This is a genomic window from Flammeovirga kamogawensis (assembly GCF_018736065.1).
GTDB lineage: Bacteria > Bacteroidota > Bacteroidia > Cytophagales > Flammeovirgaceae > Flammeovirga > Flammeovirga kamogawensis.
Genome location: NZ_CP076128.1, coordinates 137,085 through 153,421, shown reverse-complemented (window position 1 = coordinate 153,421; position 16,337 = coordinate 137,085). Strand labels below are relative to the sequence as shown.

Here is a 16,337-nt window from a genome sequence, read left to right as displayed (position 1 = left end):
GTATTTAAAATTACAATATTATTCTGAAAGTGATGATAAAAAACTAAGTAAATCGTCAGAAATCATTACATCGTCATTGGTAAATACACCAACAGAGTGATATAATGGATTTTCATCTAACAATTTAGTAAGTCTTGTAGCTGTACTGTAATCAGCAGTAACTACAGCTTTTATATTTAAAGGCTCTTTTCTTCCAAGCCCCGAGGCTCTTAAATTATCTTGGAGTTTTGCAATAATCCACTCTTCTGGTGCTTTATCTACAAAAACAATTGTGCTATTACAAATTTGAAGATGACGTTGATGTTGTCTTCTCATCATTTTAGCTCCTTGACCAGACCCTAATGTTAAAACACCAAAGCCCATTTTAGATAGTCGCTGACCTAACCCCGAAGCAGAAGAAGTATCAGCTATATCGTTCATTATATAAACTTTCTTTTTATAAAATTCATCAATTTCTTCATAATCATTTTCTTTATCGCCTGCACGCAATTCGTTATGAAGAATTGTTTTAAACCTCTCTAAATCAGTTTTAAAAGTATAAGTATGCTCGTGCTCATCGATATTCTTCAGTAATTTTTCAATATAAAATTTTCTTTTATCTGAAGTAAAACGTATTGCAGGTGGCACCCATACAAATTTCTTTATCCTATTATTTTTTTGTTTAACATACGTTTCTGAGACTTTTTCTTGCCATTCCTGAAAAGAATACGATTCATGTCCTATATCAGTACCTTCTCGTCCTCCTGCAAGGTGAATTGCAATACAAGAATTATCAAGATCTTTCCATTGTAAACGTGTAAGTTCATCAGTATCATAAGAATAGTCTCTCTGAGGGTAAACTTGAAAACCATATGCTTTCAGGTCTCTTTTCAATAAAAGTCTTTCCATTCTTAGGTCATCCGTAACTTCACCTAAGAAAACGTTCGCATTATATACTCTATTGTTCTTTTCGTCAAAAATATCTAGTGCTAAATCTGATATCACTAACCAAAAGTAAACACGATACCCTTCATCTAAAGGTATAGTTAACGTAACTTGTTTACCTGTTCTCGTTTCGTATTTAGAAAGATAGTATGAATTTAAAGGTTGAATAGATCGTGGTTGCTTTTGATATTCGATCTCATCAACTAATAATTTGTAGTTTTTTTGTCCTTCGTTTAAAGATACATCCTCCAAGTTAAGATCACCGCCAATTAACCAAATAACAGCATCAGCCGTTGGATTTGCTTCAACGCCAGAAGTCACCTCCATAGTAATAGAGGTTGCTCTCATTTCTTTAAGAGAAACTTGAATAGCATCTGCTATTAAATAACCTAATTCTTGGTCTACTTCAGGATTTACGGGATCAGAAGCTATACACACAATTTGTATATGCATAGGGATTATACGAATGTTTAGTTTATCGAAATGAAAAAAATGTTATATATTAAATTTAAAGTACGTAAATTATCTACAAACAATTGTTAATATAAATGCTTAATCAAAAAAAATAGCGATCAAATTATATATTTGATCGCTAAAGTTATATTTCTTAAATATTCAACCTATACTAATTCAGTACTTGACAAAGAGTTTAACAGGTTCATATCTTCTTCTGTAAGTTCAAAATTGAACAATGCTGAATTTGAGATTATATGTTCTCTAATCTCTGCTTGTGGTAATGAGACTATTCCATTTTGAAGTACCCATCTTAGCACTACTTGACATGGAAAAACATCATATTTTTCTGCTAATACTTTTACCTCTTCTAATTCTAAAACTTCACCATGCTTTAAAGATCCAATTGATATTACTTGAATACCATTTTCTTTACAAAATTCAATTATATCATGCTCAACATGCAAAGGATTGTATTCTATTTGATTCACAACCGGGAAAACATCTGCATTAGCAATTAGTTCTTTTAGTTGCTCTACATTAAAGTTACATACACCAATTGCTCTTACCCTGCGTTCTACATAAAGCTGTTCTAATGCTCTCCATGATTCTTGAATCTTCCCTTCAATAGGGTGCCCCAATAACACTAAATCTAGATAATCTAATTTCATGTTATTCAGTGTTCTATTAAATGCTGAAATCAATGGTTCAAAACCTTGATCTTCATCTGCAATTTTTGAGGAGACAAATACTTTCTCCCTGTTCATTTTAGAAGAAGCAATAGCTTCTCCAAATCCTACTTCATTTTGATAGTTTGATGACGTATCAAAGTACTTATATCCAATTGATAATGCTCTTCTTGTTGCATCAAAAATTGCTTTACCTTCTTCAATATGTGACACATTCATTCCTAGGTAAGGGATCTTTACTGTGTTTCTTAAAGTAAAAGTACCGTTCATATCGAAGATATTTACTTTTCGTGTGTTGATGTTTATCATTGCCTTATTGGTTGTGGTCTTGTTGTTTTTATTTCATAAGCAATTTCAAACAATATTCATTAATAAATGTTGACAAACATCAGTACACTTTAGAAGCTTTCATCAATAATTGTATTTTTTACCCCACATCAATTGCAACCGTTTTAACATCTCCTGTTCCCTACTATTTTTCTTTGGTAGGAAGAGGGGTTCACCTTCTAACCCTTCAGGCATATACTCTTGAGTAATGAATCCTTGCGGATCATCATGAGGGTAAATATATGCATCTGCATACCCCAATTCTTTTAATAACTGAGTAGATGCATTTCTTAAATGTAATGGCACTGGTAAATCTCCCGAATTCTTTACAATCTTCTGAGCCTTTCCTATAGCTGCATAAGCGGCATTACTTTTAGCAGAGCATGCTAAATATGTAGTAGCTTGAGACAAAACAATTCTCCCTTCAGGCATTCCAATATATTGAATAGCTTGCATACAATTATTAGCAACGATTAAAGCTGTGGGGTTAGCATTTCCAACATCTTCAGCAGCAGAAATAATTAAACGTCTTGCTATAAATTTCGGATCTTCTCCTCCTTCAATCATTCTTGCCAACCAATATACAGCAGCATTCGGATCTGACCCTCTAATAGATTTAATAAAAGCAGAAATTATATCATAATGGTTCTCTCCTTTTTTATCATATCTTACAGCCTTTTGCTGTGCTACTAGAGATACTAACTCATCAGTAACCTCAATTTCACCTTCTTCATTTGCCTTAGCTGCTTCTATTGACAACTCTAAAAGATTTAATAATCGACGGGCATCACCTCCAGAATACCTTAGAAGATCATTACTTTCTTTTATTGAAATATTTTTCTTCTTGAGTACAACATCTTCTTCTAAAGCTCTATCTATTAAAAGCAATAGATCTTCTTTCTTTAAAGGCTCTAAACAATACACTTGACTTCTTGATATTAAAGCCGAGTTAACTTCAAAAGAAGGGTTTTCAGTAGTAGCTCCTATCAGTACAATAATACCTTTTTCAACAGCATTTAATAAGGCATCTTGTTGCGACTTACTAAAACGGTGAATTTCGTCTATAAATAAAATGGTACCATAAGCATAACTAGCTTCTTTTATCACCTCTCTAACATCTTTTACACCTGCACTTACTGCACTTAATGTTTTAAAAGGTCTTTTAGTTGATTCTGCTAATAATCTCGCTAGAGTTGTTTTACCAACCCCTGGAGGCCCCCAAAGAATCATAGATGGAATTGTTTTACTTTCCACCATTCGTGTAAAAACGCCATTTTTTGATAAAAGATGCTGTTGCCCAACTACTTCAAAAATAGTTTTAGGTCTCAATCTCTCTGACAAAGGTGCTACTACCATAGTAAATGTTTATAATTTGATTAAAATTAATCATTACATGCCAAATAAATAAACATATTTAGTAAAATTGGCAAATAAAAAAGACTCAGAGAAATTGAATTCTCTGAGTCTTTCCTTAATTAAGCTATTTATACTTACTACCCTTTAGAAGAATAGTTAGGTGCTTCTCTTGTAATAGTTACATCATGTGGATGAGATTCTTTCACACCTGCACCTGTAATTTTCACAAATTTAGCATCTTTAAGCTGCTCAATAGAACCAGCACCGCAGTAGCCCATTCCGGCTTTAAGACCACCAACTAATTGGTAAAGTACCTCTTCAACACGTCCTTTATAAGGTACACGTCCTGCAATTCCTTCTGGAACTAATTTTTTAATATCATCTTCAGCATCTTGGAAGTATCTATCTTTAGAACCTTGGTTCATAGCTTCAACAGATCCCATTCCTCTGTATGCTTTAAATTTACGTCCTTCAAAGATAATCATATCACCAGGAGCTTCATCTGTACCAGCTAATAATGATCCAATCATTACAACATCAGCACCACCTGCTAAGGCTTTAACTAAATCTCCTGAAAAACGAACACCTCCATCAGCAATAAACGGAACACCTAGTTCTCTTAAAGCTGCAGCAGCTTCGAAAACAGCAGATAACTGGGGTACACCAACACCTGCAATAACACGAGTAGTACAGATTGAACCTGGACCTACACCTACTTTTACACCGTCAGCACCAGCTTCCGCCAATGCTCTTGCACCTTCCTCAGTAGCAACATTACCAACGATAACATCTAAATCTGGGAATTCCTTCTTTACCTTCTTTAGGGCGTCTATAACACCTTTAGAGTGACCATGTGCTGTATCTAAACCGATAACATCTACACCTGCTGCCACTAATTCTGAAACTCTTTCCATTAAGTCTCCAGTTACACCAACTGCAGCACCAACACGTAAACGACCATATTGGTCTTTACATGCATTAGGTCTATTCTTATTTTTAAGAATATCTCTGTAAGTAACTAAACCAACTAATTTGTTTGATTTACTTACAATAGGAAGTTTTTCAATTTTATGCTCTTGAAGAATATCTTGAGCCTCGTCTAAAGTAATTCCATCAGCCGCTGTGATTAAGTTCTCACGCGTCATGATTTCTTTTACTGCAACACTTAAGTCTTTTTGGAAACGAAGGTCTCTATTGGTTAAAATACCAATTAATATACCTTCTTCATCGATTACTGGGATACCACCAATCTTATATTCCCTCATTAATTCGTTTGCTTCGAATAATGTTTTGTTCGCAGTAAGGGTAACAGGATCTAAGATCATACCACTTTGCGAACGCTTGACTTTTCGTACTTGGGAAGCCTGTTGTTGAATTGTCATGTTTTTATGAATGAAGCCTAAACCTCCTTCTAAAGCCATAGCAATTGCCAAATCAGCTTCGGTAACTGTATCCATCGCAGCAGACACTAAAGGAATGTTTAATGCGATGTTTTTCGTTAACATGGTTTTTGTAGTTGTTTCTCTCGGAAGGATTTGAGAAAAACCTGGTCTTAATAGCACATCATCATATGTGAGTGCCTCGTACAAAACTTTACTTGGATCGATAGCCATTTGAAGCAAATAATTTAACTGTGATTATTTGCGGTGCAAAGTTAGAACTATAAACGAATATCCAACAAAAAAAGTGATAATTTTTCTTGAATAAATGATTAAAAATCAAAAGGGTACAAAAAAAGGACACACCTTTTGGATGTATCCTTATTTTTGTGTGGGACGTATAGGATTCGAACCTATGACCCCCTGCTTGTAAGGCAGGTGCTCTAAACCAACTGAGCTAACATCCCAATGCACTTATCGTGTATTGGTGGGACGTATAGGATTCGAACCTATGACCCCCTGCTTGTAAGGCAGGTGCTCTAAACCAACTGAGCTAACATCCCAAAATAATATATCAAATGTGGGACGTACAGGATTCGAACCTGTGACCCCCTGCTTGTAAGGCAGGTGCTCTAAACCAACTGAGCTAACATCCCAATACACTTTACGTGAATTGTGTGGGACGTATAGGATTCGAACCTATGACCCCCTGCTTGTAAGGCAGGTGCTCTAAACCAACTGAGCTAACATCCCAATACACTTGCGTGAATTGTGTGGGACGTATAGGATTCGAACCTATGACCCCCTGCTTGTAAGGCAGGTGCTCTAAACCAACTGAGCTAACATCCCGAAAATAAATATGTCAAAAGTGGGGCGTACAGGATTCGAACCTGTGACCCCCTGCTTGTAAGGCAGGTGCTCTAAACCAACTGAGCTAACACCCCAATACACTTAATGTGAATTGTGTGGGACGTATAGGATTCGAACCTATGACCCCCTGCTTGTAAGGCAGGTGCTCTAAACCAACTGAGCTAACATCCCAATACACTTGCGTGAATTGGTGGGACGTATAGGATTCGAACCTATGACCCCCTGCTTGTAAGGCAGGTGCTCTAAACCAACTGAGCTAACATCCCGATCATTACATTAAATAGACACCGTTTGTGTCATTGCGAGTGCAAAGGTAAGCGTAGATAATTTATATCCAAACTATATATTGTAAAAAAAATATAACAACTTAATTTTACACTGAATTTCAAGAGTATAGAATCTAAATAAATTCTATACTCTTTTAAAATTCTTAGTTATTTTTCAGCTTAGCAAATACTTTTCCTGCAATTGTATCACCAATAGCTAGAGAAGATGTTGCTGCTGGAGATGGTGCGTTTAATACATTTATCATTCTTGATTCTTCTACAAACAAGAAATCATCAATCAAACCTCCATCTTTATCACATGCTTGAGCTCTAACTCCTGCTCCGCCTTTCTTTAAGTCAGATTCTTTTAGATCTGGTAAAAGACGACGTAAGGCTTTTGTAAAAGCCGTTTTAGAATAAGATCGGTACATTTCTCCAATACCTGTTGGCCAATATTTTGATGCTATCTTGATAAATCCTTTCCAAGTTAGTGACTCAAATAATTCTCCTACATTAATATCAGACTTTGTATAACCTTCTCTTTTATACGCTAATACAGCATTTGGTCCTGCTTCAACACCACCATTAATCATTCTTGTAAAGTGAACACCTAAGAATGGGAATGAAGGATCTGGAACAGGGTAAATTAAGTTCTTAACTAGATAATGCTTATTTGGCTTAATCTCATAGTATTCTCCTCTGAAAGGAATAATTCTAACATCCAATTGTTTTAAAGCTAACTGGGCTACTCTATCACTATATAAACCAGCACAGTTTACTACTAAATGAGACCTAAAAACACCTTTAGAAGTAGCTACTTCAGCTCCGATACTCCCCAAACGGATATCTTCTACTTTGTGGCCAAATTTTACAATACCTCCAAAACGTTCTGTAAAAACCTCTTTATATTTTTCTGTCACTTCAGTATAATCAATTATACCTGTTTGAGGGACATGTAATCCAGCAATACCAGTACAATACGGCTCATACTCCTTAATTTCAGAAGAAGATAATTTTCTTAAATCAGTTAGTCCATTTTCAATGCCTCTTTCATATAAGGCATTTAAATTTTCTAATTCTTTTTGATCAGTAGCCACAACGATCTTACCACATAAGTCGTATTTCACGTTCTCTTCATCACAAAATTTGATCAGCTGGTTATAACCATCAATACAATTCAATGCTTTATGACTACCTGGTTTGTAGTATAAACCTGAATGAATTACCCCACTATTGTGCCCGGTTTGATGTTTAGCAACGCCTTCTTCCTTTTCTAGTACAAGTACTCTTAACTCAGGAGATTGCTGTTTAATTTTCATTGCAGATGCCATACCTACAATTCCAGCACCTATGATGATTACATCATACACCATGGTTAAATCTATTTATTAGTTTAAAATAACAATGAGTTGCAACTAAAAAGTCACAACTCATTTTTTATATCATATCAGCAATTAAACTGCTGTTTCTTTCTTGAATAATTCAACAAAAGCTGGTAATTCTAACATACCGATATCGCCTTCACCTTTTTTACGTACTGAAACAGAGTTTCCTTCCATCTCTTTTTCACCCACAATTAACATGTATGGTGTTTTTTGTACTTCAGCATCACGAATTTTACGTCCAATTTTTTCCGCTCTTGCATCTACAGTTCCTGTAAATCCTTCTTCTTCTAACATAGACATAACACCATAAGCGTAGTCGTTGTATTTATCAGAAACAGGTAATAATGTAAACTGCTCAGGAGCTAACCATAATGGGAAATTACCACCAGTATGCTCAATTAAGATGGCAATAAAACGTTCCATTGAACCAAATGGAGCTCTGTGAATCATAACAGGACGTTTCATTGAGTTATCAGAGTCTTTGTACTCTAACTCAAAACGTTGTGGTAACTGATAATCTACTTGGATTGTACCTAATTGCCACGATCTCCCTAATGCATCACGTACCATAAAGTCAAGTTTAGGACCGTAGAATGCTGCTTCTCCGTACTCAACTACTGTGTTAAGTCCTTTTTCTGCAGCTACTTCTTCAATATCCTTCTCAGCTCTATCCCAATCTGCTTCATTTCCTATGTATTTTGCTCTATCTTCTTTATCTCTTAAAGAGATTTGAGCCATATAATCTTCAAACCCTAAAGATTTGAAAACATACAATACAAGGTCAATTACTTTAGCAAATTCTTCTTTTACTTGATCTGGACGACAGAATAAGTGTGCATCATCTTGAGTAAACCCACGAACCCTTGTCAGACCGTGTAATTCTCCACTTTGCTCATACCTGTATACAGTACCAAATTCAGCTAAACGAATTGGTAAATCTCTGTATGAACGAGGACGTGAACGGTAAATCTCACAGTGATGAGGACAGTTCATTGGTTTCAATAAATACTCTTCACCTTCGTTTGGAGTATGAATTGGTTGGAAAGAATCCTCTCCATATTTAGCATAGTGCCCAGAAGTTACATAAAGGTCTTTTGATCCAATATGTGGAGTAACTACTTGTTGGTAACCTGCTTTCGCTTGTGCTTTTCTTAAGAAATTTTCTAAACGCTCTCTTAAAGTTGTACCCTTTGGTAACCATAATGGTAAACCAAGTCCTACACGTTGAGAAAATGTAAATAAGTCAAGTTCTTGACCTACTTTTCTATGATCTCTTTTCTTTGCTTCTTCAACGCGTTCTAAGTATTCATTTAATTCCTTTGCTTTAGGGAATGTAATACCATAAATACGTGTAAGCATTTTATTTTTCTCGTCTCCTCTCCAATAAGCACCAGCTACACTAGTTAACTTAATAGCTTTTACAAAACCTGTATTTGGAATATGAGGTCCACGACATAAATCTGTAAATTCTCCTTGTTTATAGAATGTGATAGAACCGTCTTCTAATCTTTCTAACAAATCAAGTTTATAAGGATCTTCTTTTTCTTCGAAGTATTTTATAGCATCAGCTTTAGAAATATCAGAACGTAGATATTGGTTCTTTTTCTTTGCTAATTCTTTCATCTTCTGTTCAACTTTTGGCAAGTCATCAGAAGAGAAGTCATAATCCATAAAATCTACATCATAGTAGAAACCATTTTCGATAGAAGGTCCGATACCTAATTTCACGCCTGGATATAAAGCCTCCAATGCCTCGGCCATCAAGTGAGCTGATGAATGCCAAAATGTAGATTTGCCATCCGTATCATTCCACGTTAATAATTTTACATTTGAGTCTGCGGTTAAAGGTCTGGTAGCATCCCAAACTTCACCATTAACCTCAGCGGCTAATACGTTTCTTGCCAAGCCTTCGCTTATGCTTTTTGCAACATCTAAAGAAGTTGCTCCGCTTTCATACTCTCTTACCGAATTATCCGGCAATGTAACTTTAATCATTGTGGTATAAGATTTAAAATGTTATTCCCCCATTTGAGTCCCTACAACTGGCCACAAAATTTGCTGTGAGAATTTTGAAACGCAAGCTACAATTTTACTCGTTTTAATCACACAAATTATTGAAGAATAAGCGTTAATTCACCAGTTTTTTATAAAAATTTGTTTATTTATTTCTGATACTTAATGCAATTACTTGATATCTCTACAATTGAACTCGATTAGTTGTTAAACATTTATATAAACCACTAATTTTCTTCAAAAAACGATTTAGAAACTAAAAAGTCATAGTATTCTATTTATCTTTTGATAAATTCGCATACATTTTTTTATATACATTAAAATATAATCAAGCTTTAGACACTACGCTATACAGTCAAACACATGCAACATTTAAACGATATTTTAAGCCTTATAGATAGTTACATAGGCGGATCCTATTGGTTTGTAGCTCTACTATTACTAACAGGTTTATTTTTTACAGTCTACTTACAATTTCCACAAATTCGTTTCTTTAAACACGCAATCGACGTTGTAAAAGGAAAATACGATGAAAAAGATGACGAAGGAGACACTTCTCATTTTCAAGCACTTGCTACTGCACTTTCAGGTACTGTAGGCACTGGTAATATTGCTGGTGTAGCACTTGCAATACATTTAGGTGGTCCAGCTGCACTTTTTTGGATGGTAGTCACGGCCTTTTTTGGTATGACAACAAAGTTTGTTGAAGTAACATTATCACATAAATACAGAGAAAAAACAGCAGATGGTACAATGGCAGGTGGCCCTATGTATTTCATGAAAAACAAGTTAAACATGAAATGGATGGCAGTTTTATTTGCTATTGCAACTGTATTATCTTCTTTTGGAACAGGTAATTTACCTCAAGTTAATAGTATTGCATCATCTATGTTTGCAACTTTTGGAGTAGAACAATACATTACTGGTGCAGTACTTTCTGTACTATTAGCTTTTGTAATCTTAGGCGGTATTAAAAGAATTGCCTCAGTAACAGAAAAATTAGTCCCAATAATGGCCGTCATCTATTTTATTGGATGTTTAGCCGTTATCTTTTATAATTTTGAAAATATCCCAAGCTCTATCGGAAGAGTAATAGGTGATATTTTTAGCGGAACATCTGCCACTGGTGGTTTCTTAGGAGCAACATTAGCTTTTGCATTTAATAGAGGTGTTAACAGAGGATTATTTTCTAATGAAGCTGGGCAAGGTTCTGCACCAATCGCTCACGCATCTGCAAAAACAAAAGAACCTGTATCAGAAGGTATGGTTGCTATTTTAGAGCCATTTATTGATACAATTGTTATTTGTAGTTTAACTGGCTTAGCACTTCTTTCTTCAAATGTTTGGAGAGAAAAAGTCGACAATACTTTTCAACAAACTGATTTACAAGTTTTAAATACAGTTTATGATGATAGCAAAAACAATCCTAACAACGACAGAGAAAAGTTAGCTTTCCATATTAGTGGAGAAGAAACCCTTCCTGTTTTTGATGGAGAATTAAATGTAGTAAATGGGACAATAAAAAATACAGTTACTTTAATTCACGCTCGTTCACTTGCTGAAGGTGTAAAAGTAACTTACCAAGGAGAACCTTATTCTGGTCATTTAAAAGTTACTAAAGGAAAAGTCCAATGGAAAGATGGGCTAGTAATAACTGGTAAATCTTTAATTCACAGTGCTCCACTTACAAGTTTAGCATTTAGTAGAAGTTACTTTGGAGAATACGGTAAATACATTGTAACAATCGGCCTTTTACTCTTTGCTTTCTCCACAGCCATTTCTTGGTCTTATTATGGAGATAGAGCCATGACGTTCTTATTTGGCAGTGCTTCTGTTAAGTATTTTAGAATTGTATATGTTGGAGCTTTCTTTATCGGATCTTTTGCTGATACTACTATAATTTGGACACTCTCTGGTATTACCATAGCTCTAATGACTATTCCTAACCTTATTGGTTTATTAATTTTAAGGAAAGACATGAAAGATAGTTTAAATACCTATTGGGATCATATGGAAAATAAATTTGGCATCAAGAGATAGCACAAATTATATCTACAATTACAAAGAGGTTCTATTGATTTAATTCGATAGAACCTTTTTTATTAATTTTTGATATACTTATTAATGCTTTTAGCAATTATTCAAATACTCTCATCAAGTAATCATATCCTCCTAATAAGAACCAAAATAGAAATTAGCAAAAAAAAGAAACGCCCAATATCTAATCGATATTGAGCGTTTCAACTTTATGAGTAACATAAAGCACGTAAACATGAGGCTAATCATGCTCACGATTTCAACCAGCTATGAAGTCCAAAGGATTGAAACATAATTTCATCTTTTGGTATCCAAATATATAATATTTTTTAAACAATACCTTTTAATTGTTAATAAGATTTTAATAATGAATGTTAATTTTTCTTGTTGAATTAAAAAATTGCTTCCAAAAAAAAGAAGTTGCACAACACTGTACAACTTCCATTTACTATCTTAATGTAACAACAGTTACTCCTGCACCTCCTCTATCAGGATGATCGTCTGATACATTTTTAATTCCTTTAAATGTTCTAAGATGATTGCGAACAACTTCTCTTAAAGCTCCTGTACCTTTACCGTGTACAATTCTCACAGAAGTTTCTCCAAGCATAATTGCAGAATCCATAAAATCATCCAAATCATACATTACCTCTTCAGCTCTTTTACCTCTAAGGTCTAATTGAGAATTAAAATCTACCCTTTTTTGTGTTATGCTAGAAGCTGCACTTACACCTATTGATTTTTCTCGTACTTCTTTTCTAAATTCTTTCTTACTAATTCTTTCAAGACGATTTAGTTTCACTTTCGTTCTTAAAGCACCAATAATAATTTCTGCCTCTTTAGAAGAAAGAGATGCCACTTCACCAATAGTTGTTTGTCCTTTTACTCGAACAGCATCACCAATAGTAATTTTACCACCTATGACTTCATAAGTAACTTCTTCCTTTTTAGGTTTACTCCCTTTTGTAGGTTGATTACTTACTCTAAAGTTTTCCATATTTTGACGAAGCTTCTTAGTTCTTTCTTTCTCAGCATTCGTTTCACGGATTTCTTTAATTGTATGTTCAATCTTTTTATTGGCAGTATCTAAAACTTTTTGAGCATCTTCTCTAGCCTTATTTATTATAGATTGCTTCTTATTTTGAAGTTCTAAAGATCTAGTCTCAAATTTTTCTTTCGCAGACTTTAATTTCTGCTCCAAACGGCGTACTTCATTATTCTTCTGAGAAAACTCCTTCTTCTCTTCTTCAAGATTACGAAGTAACTCTTCCATATTAATTTTTTTACGCCCTGCCTTATGTCGTGCTATGTTAACTACCTTTTTAGGTAAGCCAATCTTTTGTGCAATCTCTAGAGCAAACGAACTACCCGGTTGACCTTGCTCTAATTTATACAATGGTTGTAGTTTCTCTACATCATAACGCATTGCTCCATTTTGCAAACCAACCTCTTTTTCTGCATAGAATTTTAAATTAGCGTAGTGTGTTGTAATACAACCCCACATATGCTGACGGTTCATTTGTTCTAATATTGATTCTGCAATTACACCACCTAATTCTGGTTCAGTTCCAGATCCAAATTCATCAATTGTGATCAAAGATTTCTCACCACCTTTTGTAAGCATTGCTTTCATATTGGTTAAATGAGACGAATAGGTAGATAAGTCATTTTCTAATGATTGATCATCGCCATAATCCATCATTATATCTTCAAAAATACCCATTTTAGAACCTTCTACCATCGGTACTAACATCCCGCATTGGAACATGTATTGCACCAAAGCAACTGTTTGCATAGCAATTGATTTTCCTCCGGCATTAGGGCCAGAAATAATCAAAATTCTACCACGCTCCTCATCAAGTTCAATTTTTTGGCGTACAACCTGACCCTGTTTACTCTGCTCCATAAACGACCAAAGTAAAAGAGGGTGTGCAACATGATACCAAGCAATTAAAGGTTCATCAACAATTACAGGTTTAATCGATTCTTGTATCATTGCAAAATTTGCTTTTGCGTTAATAAAATCGATAATACCTAAGTAATTATTTCCTTTTCTAAGCCCTGGAATTTGAGGTCTTATTTTATTGGTAATCTCTGTTAGAATACGTATAACTTCTTGGCGTTCCCTTAATTCAAGATCCTTAATTGTATTGTTTAATTGAAGTAACTCTTGAGGTTCAATAAAAACTGTCTGTCCTGTAGATGACGCATCATGAACAAAACCAGTAACATGCCTTTTATGTTCAGCAGGAACAGGAACTACAATACGTCCTTCTCTTAAAGTAGGTATTGCATCATCTTTTGCGTAACCACTTTTTTTCATCTGTTGCAATACAGATGCAGTACGCGATCTTAAGCTAGATAACTCTTTTAGTAACGCTCTCCTTATTTGTACTAATTCTGGAGATGCATTGTCTCTAATTTTCCCTTTATCATCTAATATCATATCGATATCAGATAAAATCATAGGATTAAATTCTACAACTTCACTTACTCTAACCAATTCAGGGTACAGTGTAGGGTCTGCTGTATTAAAGAAAGTAAGACAATCTTTTAATGTTGTAAAAGCTGTTTTTAAATCAAAAAGCTCGTCTTCCAAAAGAAAGGCATTAACTATCTCGGCTTTATCAAGATAATTTTCTACATCAATAAACCCCGAATGAGGGAAAGATTCTCCAGAAGCATAAATACGTACACACTCATCTACTTGAGCAATACGCTGTCTAATAAAACGAGGATCAGAAGTAAAGCGCATTTTATCTACATAACTACGCCCAACTGCTCCATTACATTTATCCTTTAAAATTTCTCTTAGTTTATCGAAACCAAGTTTCTCTTCTAAATTTTTTGGATATAACATTTATATATTTTGAATTATAAGCAACTACTACTAGCTGCTTCTTTGTATCATAATTTGAACTTGTACTTTAATGTAAAGATTGATGGCTAAAAAGGCTTATCAATTGATTATAGAAAGTACATTGTATTTTTAACTGTGTGCACAAAGATCATAAATTGAAATGAATTTATAAAGTACAAAAAAGGACTCCTACGAGCCCTTCTTCAATTATCTTAAATTTTCTTTCATATCTTCTATTTCCTTCTCTAATTTTGCATACCATTCAGCACCGTATTTGGCAGTAAATGGTCCTTTTAAAAACTTATAGACAGGAACTTTTAATTCTTTACCTAAAACACAAGCATCAGAACATATTTCCCAACGATCATAATTGACAGCATCGTAAGCATCATATTTTGTAATTCTTGCTGGATAGAGATAACATGAGATTGGTTTTCTATAATCTATCTTCTTATCAAGAAATGCTTTTTCTATAGCACAATGTAAATACTTTTTATCATCGTAGATTGCGTATGCACATTCTCTATTATTAATAGTAGGTGTAGAAAAATCTCCTTCAAAGTCTTTAATATACTTCCCTTGCTTTTCTACTTCTGCAATTCCTTCAGGAGACATGTAAGGTTTCACCTTTTCATAGACTGATTCAATTTGTTCTAGTTCATGCTCATTTAAAGGAGCACCTAAGTCACCTTCAACACAGCATGCACCTTTACACTTATCAAGATTACAAACAAATTCTTCCGACATCATGTCGTCACTCAATACTACTTTATCTACTACAATCATTTTCTTTCTAGTGCTTAAAATTTTTCAAACACAAAAAACGTATTTATTTGATAAACAAACGACAATTCTCTCGTTAACTTTTGAAAAGGCATAAAAAAAGGTGGATAAGTTAAACTCATCCACCTAAATATTATAAGAAGTTTCTAATTATACAGAAACATTGTTATCTCTTAAAGCATCGTTTAAAGATGTTTTTCTATCAGTACTTTCTTTACGTTGACCGATAATAATAGCACAACCTACAGAAAACTCACCTGCTGGGAATTTCTTAGTGTAGCTACCAGGAATTACAACAGAACGTGGAGGTACATAACCCTTATATTCTACTGGTTCAGGGCCTGTAACATCAATAATTTTAGAGCTAGCTGTTAGAGTAACGTTTGCACCTAATACAGCTTCTTTACCGATATGAACACCTTCTACTAGGATACAACGAGAACCTACAAATGCACCATCTTCGATAATTACTGGAGCTGCTTGAACTGGCTCTAAAACACCCCCAACACCAACACCACCTGAAAGGTGAACATCTTTACCAATTTGAGCACAACTACCAACAGTTGCCCAAGTATCTACCATTGTACCAGAATCAACGTATGCTCCTATGTTTACATAAGAAGGCATCATGATAACTCCTTTGTTTACAAAAGAACCGTATCTAGCAATTGCATGAGGTACTACACGAACACCTTTTTCTGCATAATCACTTTTTAAAGGAATTTTATCATGGAATTCAAAAGGACCAACTTTAATTGTTTCCATTTTAGCAAGAGGGAAAAACAAAATAACTGCTTTTTTTACCCACTCGTTAACCTGCCAACCATCAGCAATTGGTTCTGCACATCTTAATGTACCTTTATCTAATTCCTCTACAGTTGCTTTAACTGCGTCAATATATTCTTGTTGTTGTAATAAAGCACGGTCATCCCACGCTTGCTCAATCAATTGTTGTCTAGTCATAATCTAATGGTAATCCCTTTTACGAGATGTGA

General features: G+C 34.5%; 10 protein-coding genes and 8 tRNA genes. 1 reads left to right on the top strand and 17 read right to left on the bottom strand.

Annotation, left to right across the window (positions count from 1 at the left end; translation table 11 throughout):
- Nucleotides 1-18 precede the first annotated feature (18 nt).
- From KM029_RS00680 to thrS, 14 genes are all read right to left on the bottom strand, one after another.
- Entirely contained in the window at nt 19-1,377 is a 1,359-nt protein-coding gene (locus KM029_RS00680) for a hypothetical protein (protein ID WP_144074871.1), read from the bottom strand.
- A 167-nt stretch (nt 1,378-1,544) separates the two neighbouring features.
- On the bottom strand, nt 1,545-2,375 hold the full coding sequence (locus KM029_RS00675) for an aldo/keto reductase (protein ID WP_144074870.1): 831 nt from the start codon (nt 2,373-2,375) through the stop codon (nt 1,545-1,547).
- A 102-nt stretch (nt 2,376-2,477) separates the two neighbouring features.
- Nucleotides 2,478-3,749, bottom strand: a complete 1,272-nt coding sequence (locus tag KM029_RS00670; RefSeq protein ID WP_144074869.1) for a replication-associated recombination protein A — start codon at nt 3,747-3,749, stop codon at nt 2,478-2,480.
- 137 nt (nt 3,750-3,886) lie between these two features.
- Complete coding sequence (gene guaB / locus KM029_RS00665; protein WP_144074868.1) at nt 3,887-5,362, bottom strand: IMP dehydrogenase; 1,476 nt, start codon at nt 5,360-5,362, stop codon at nt 3,887-3,889.
- Between the two features lie 158 nt (nt 5,363-5,520).
- Nucleotides 5,521-5,595 (bottom strand) — tRNA-Val (locus KM029_RS00660).
- Nucleotides 5,596-5,613: 18 nt separating this feature from the next.
- Nucleotides 5,614-5,691 (bottom strand) — tRNA-Val (locus KM029_RS00655).
- Nucleotides 5,692-5,709: 18 nt separating this feature from the next.
- Nucleotides 5,710-5,784 (bottom strand) — tRNA-Val (locus KM029_RS00650).
- Nucleotides 5,785-5,806: 22 nt separating this feature from the next.
- Nucleotides 5,807-5,881, bottom strand: a tRNA-Val gene (locus KM029_RS00645).
- A gap of 21 nt (nt 5,882-5,902) precedes the next feature.
- A tRNA-Val gene (locus KM029_RS00640) sits at nt 5,903-5,977 on the bottom strand.
- 20 nt (nt 5,978-5,997) lie between these two features.
- Nucleotides 5,998-6,072, bottom strand: a tRNA-Val gene (locus KM029_RS00635).
- 22 nt (nt 6,073-6,094) lie between these two features.
- Nucleotides 6,095-6,169, bottom strand: a tRNA-Val gene (locus KM029_RS00630).
- Between the two features lie 17 nt (nt 6,170-6,186).
- A tRNA-Val gene (locus KM029_RS00625) sits at nt 6,187-6,264 on the bottom strand.
- Between the two features lie 164 nt (nt 6,265-6,428).
- On the bottom strand, nt 6,429-7,637 hold the full coding sequence (gene lhgO / locus KM029_RS00620) for an L-2-hydroxyglutarate oxidase (RefSeq protein ID WP_221465162.1): 1,209 nt from the start codon (nt 7,635-7,637) through the stop codon (nt 6,429-6,431).
- 81 nt (nt 7,638-7,718) lie between these two features.
- Nucleotides 7,719-9,644, bottom strand: a complete 1,926-nt coding sequence (gene thrS, locus KM029_RS00615; RefSeq protein ID WP_144074867.1) for a threonine--tRNA ligase — start codon at nt 9,642-9,644, stop codon at nt 7,719-7,721.
- Nucleotides 9,645-10,025: 381 nt separating this feature from the next.
- Between thrS and KM029_RS00610 the strand changes: the two genes are divergently transcribed.
- Nucleotides 10,026-11,702 carry an alanine/glycine:cation symporter family protein gene (locus KM029_RS00610; RefSeq protein ID WP_144074866.1) on the top strand — a complete coding sequence of 559 codons (1,677 nt, stop codon included), beginning with the start codon at nt 10,026-10,028 and terminating at the stop codon, nt 11,700-11,702.
- Nucleotides 11,703-12,147: 445 nt separating this feature from the next.
- Here the strand turns inward: KM029_RS00610 and KM029_RS00605 are convergent, their stop codons facing one another.
- From KM029_RS00605 to KM029_RS00595, 3 genes are all read right to left on the bottom strand, one after another.
- Nucleotides 12,148-14,559, bottom strand: coding sequence for an endonuclease MutS2 (locus KM029_RS00605; protein ID WP_144074865.1), 2,412 nt, complete (start codon nt 14,557-14,559; stop codon nt 12,148-12,150).
- 207 nt (nt 14,560-14,766) lie between these two features.
- Nucleotides 14,767-15,345, bottom strand: a complete 579-nt coding sequence (locus KM029_RS00600) for a DUF3109 family protein (RefSeq protein WP_144074864.1) — start codon at nt 15,343-15,345, stop codon at nt 14,767-14,769.
- A gap of 147 nt (nt 15,346-15,492) precedes the next feature.
- Nucleotides 15,493-16,305 (bottom strand): 2,3,4,5-tetrahydropyridine-2,6-dicarboxylate N-succinyltransferase, encoded by an 813-nt coding sequence (locus KM029_RS00595; RefSeq protein ID WP_144074863.1) that lies wholly within the window; start codon nt 16,303-16,305, stop codon nt 15,493-15,495.
- Between the last annotated feature and the right edge of the window lie 32 nt (nt 16,306-16,337).

Bases quoted from the DNA above. Each gene is read 5' to 3' on its own strand.
- KM029_RS00680 (WP_144074871.1), bottom strand. From the start codon at position 1,377: ATGCATATACAAATTGTGTGTATAGCTTCTGATCCCGTAAATCCTGAA.
- KM029_RS00675 (WP_144074870.1), bottom strand. From the start codon at position 2,375: ATGATAAACATCAACACACGAAAAGTAAATATCTTCGATATGAACGGT.
- KM029_RS00670 (WP_144074869.1), bottom strand. From the start codon at position 3,749: ATGGTAGTAGCACCTTTGTCAGAGAGATTGAGACCTAAAACTATTTTT.
- guaB (WP_144074868.1), bottom strand. From the start codon at position 5,362: ATGGCTATCGATCCAAGTAAAGTTTTGTACGAGGCACTCACATATGAT.
- lhgO (WP_221465162.1), bottom strand. From the start codon at position 7,637: ATGGTGTATGATGTAATCATCATAGGTGCTGGAATTGTAGGTATGGCA.
- thrS (WP_144074867.1), bottom strand. From the start codon at position 9,644: ATGATTAAAGTTACATTGCCGGATAATTCGGTAAGAGAGTATGAAAGC.
- KM029_RS00610 (WP_144074866.1), top strand. From the start codon at position 10,026: ATGCAACATTTAAACGATATTTTAAGCCTTATAGATAGTTACATAGGC.
- KM029_RS00605 (WP_144074865.1), bottom strand. From the start codon at position 14,559: ATGTTATATCCAAAAAATTTAGAAGAGAAACTTGGTTTCGATAAACTA.
- KM029_RS00600 (WP_144074864.1), bottom strand. From the start codon at position 15,345: ATGATTGTAGTAGATAAAGTAGTATTGAGTGACGACATGATGTCGGAA.
- KM029_RS00595 (WP_144074863.1), bottom strand. From the start codon at position 16,305: ATGACTAGACAACAATTGATTGAGCAAGCGTGGGATGACCGTGCTTTA.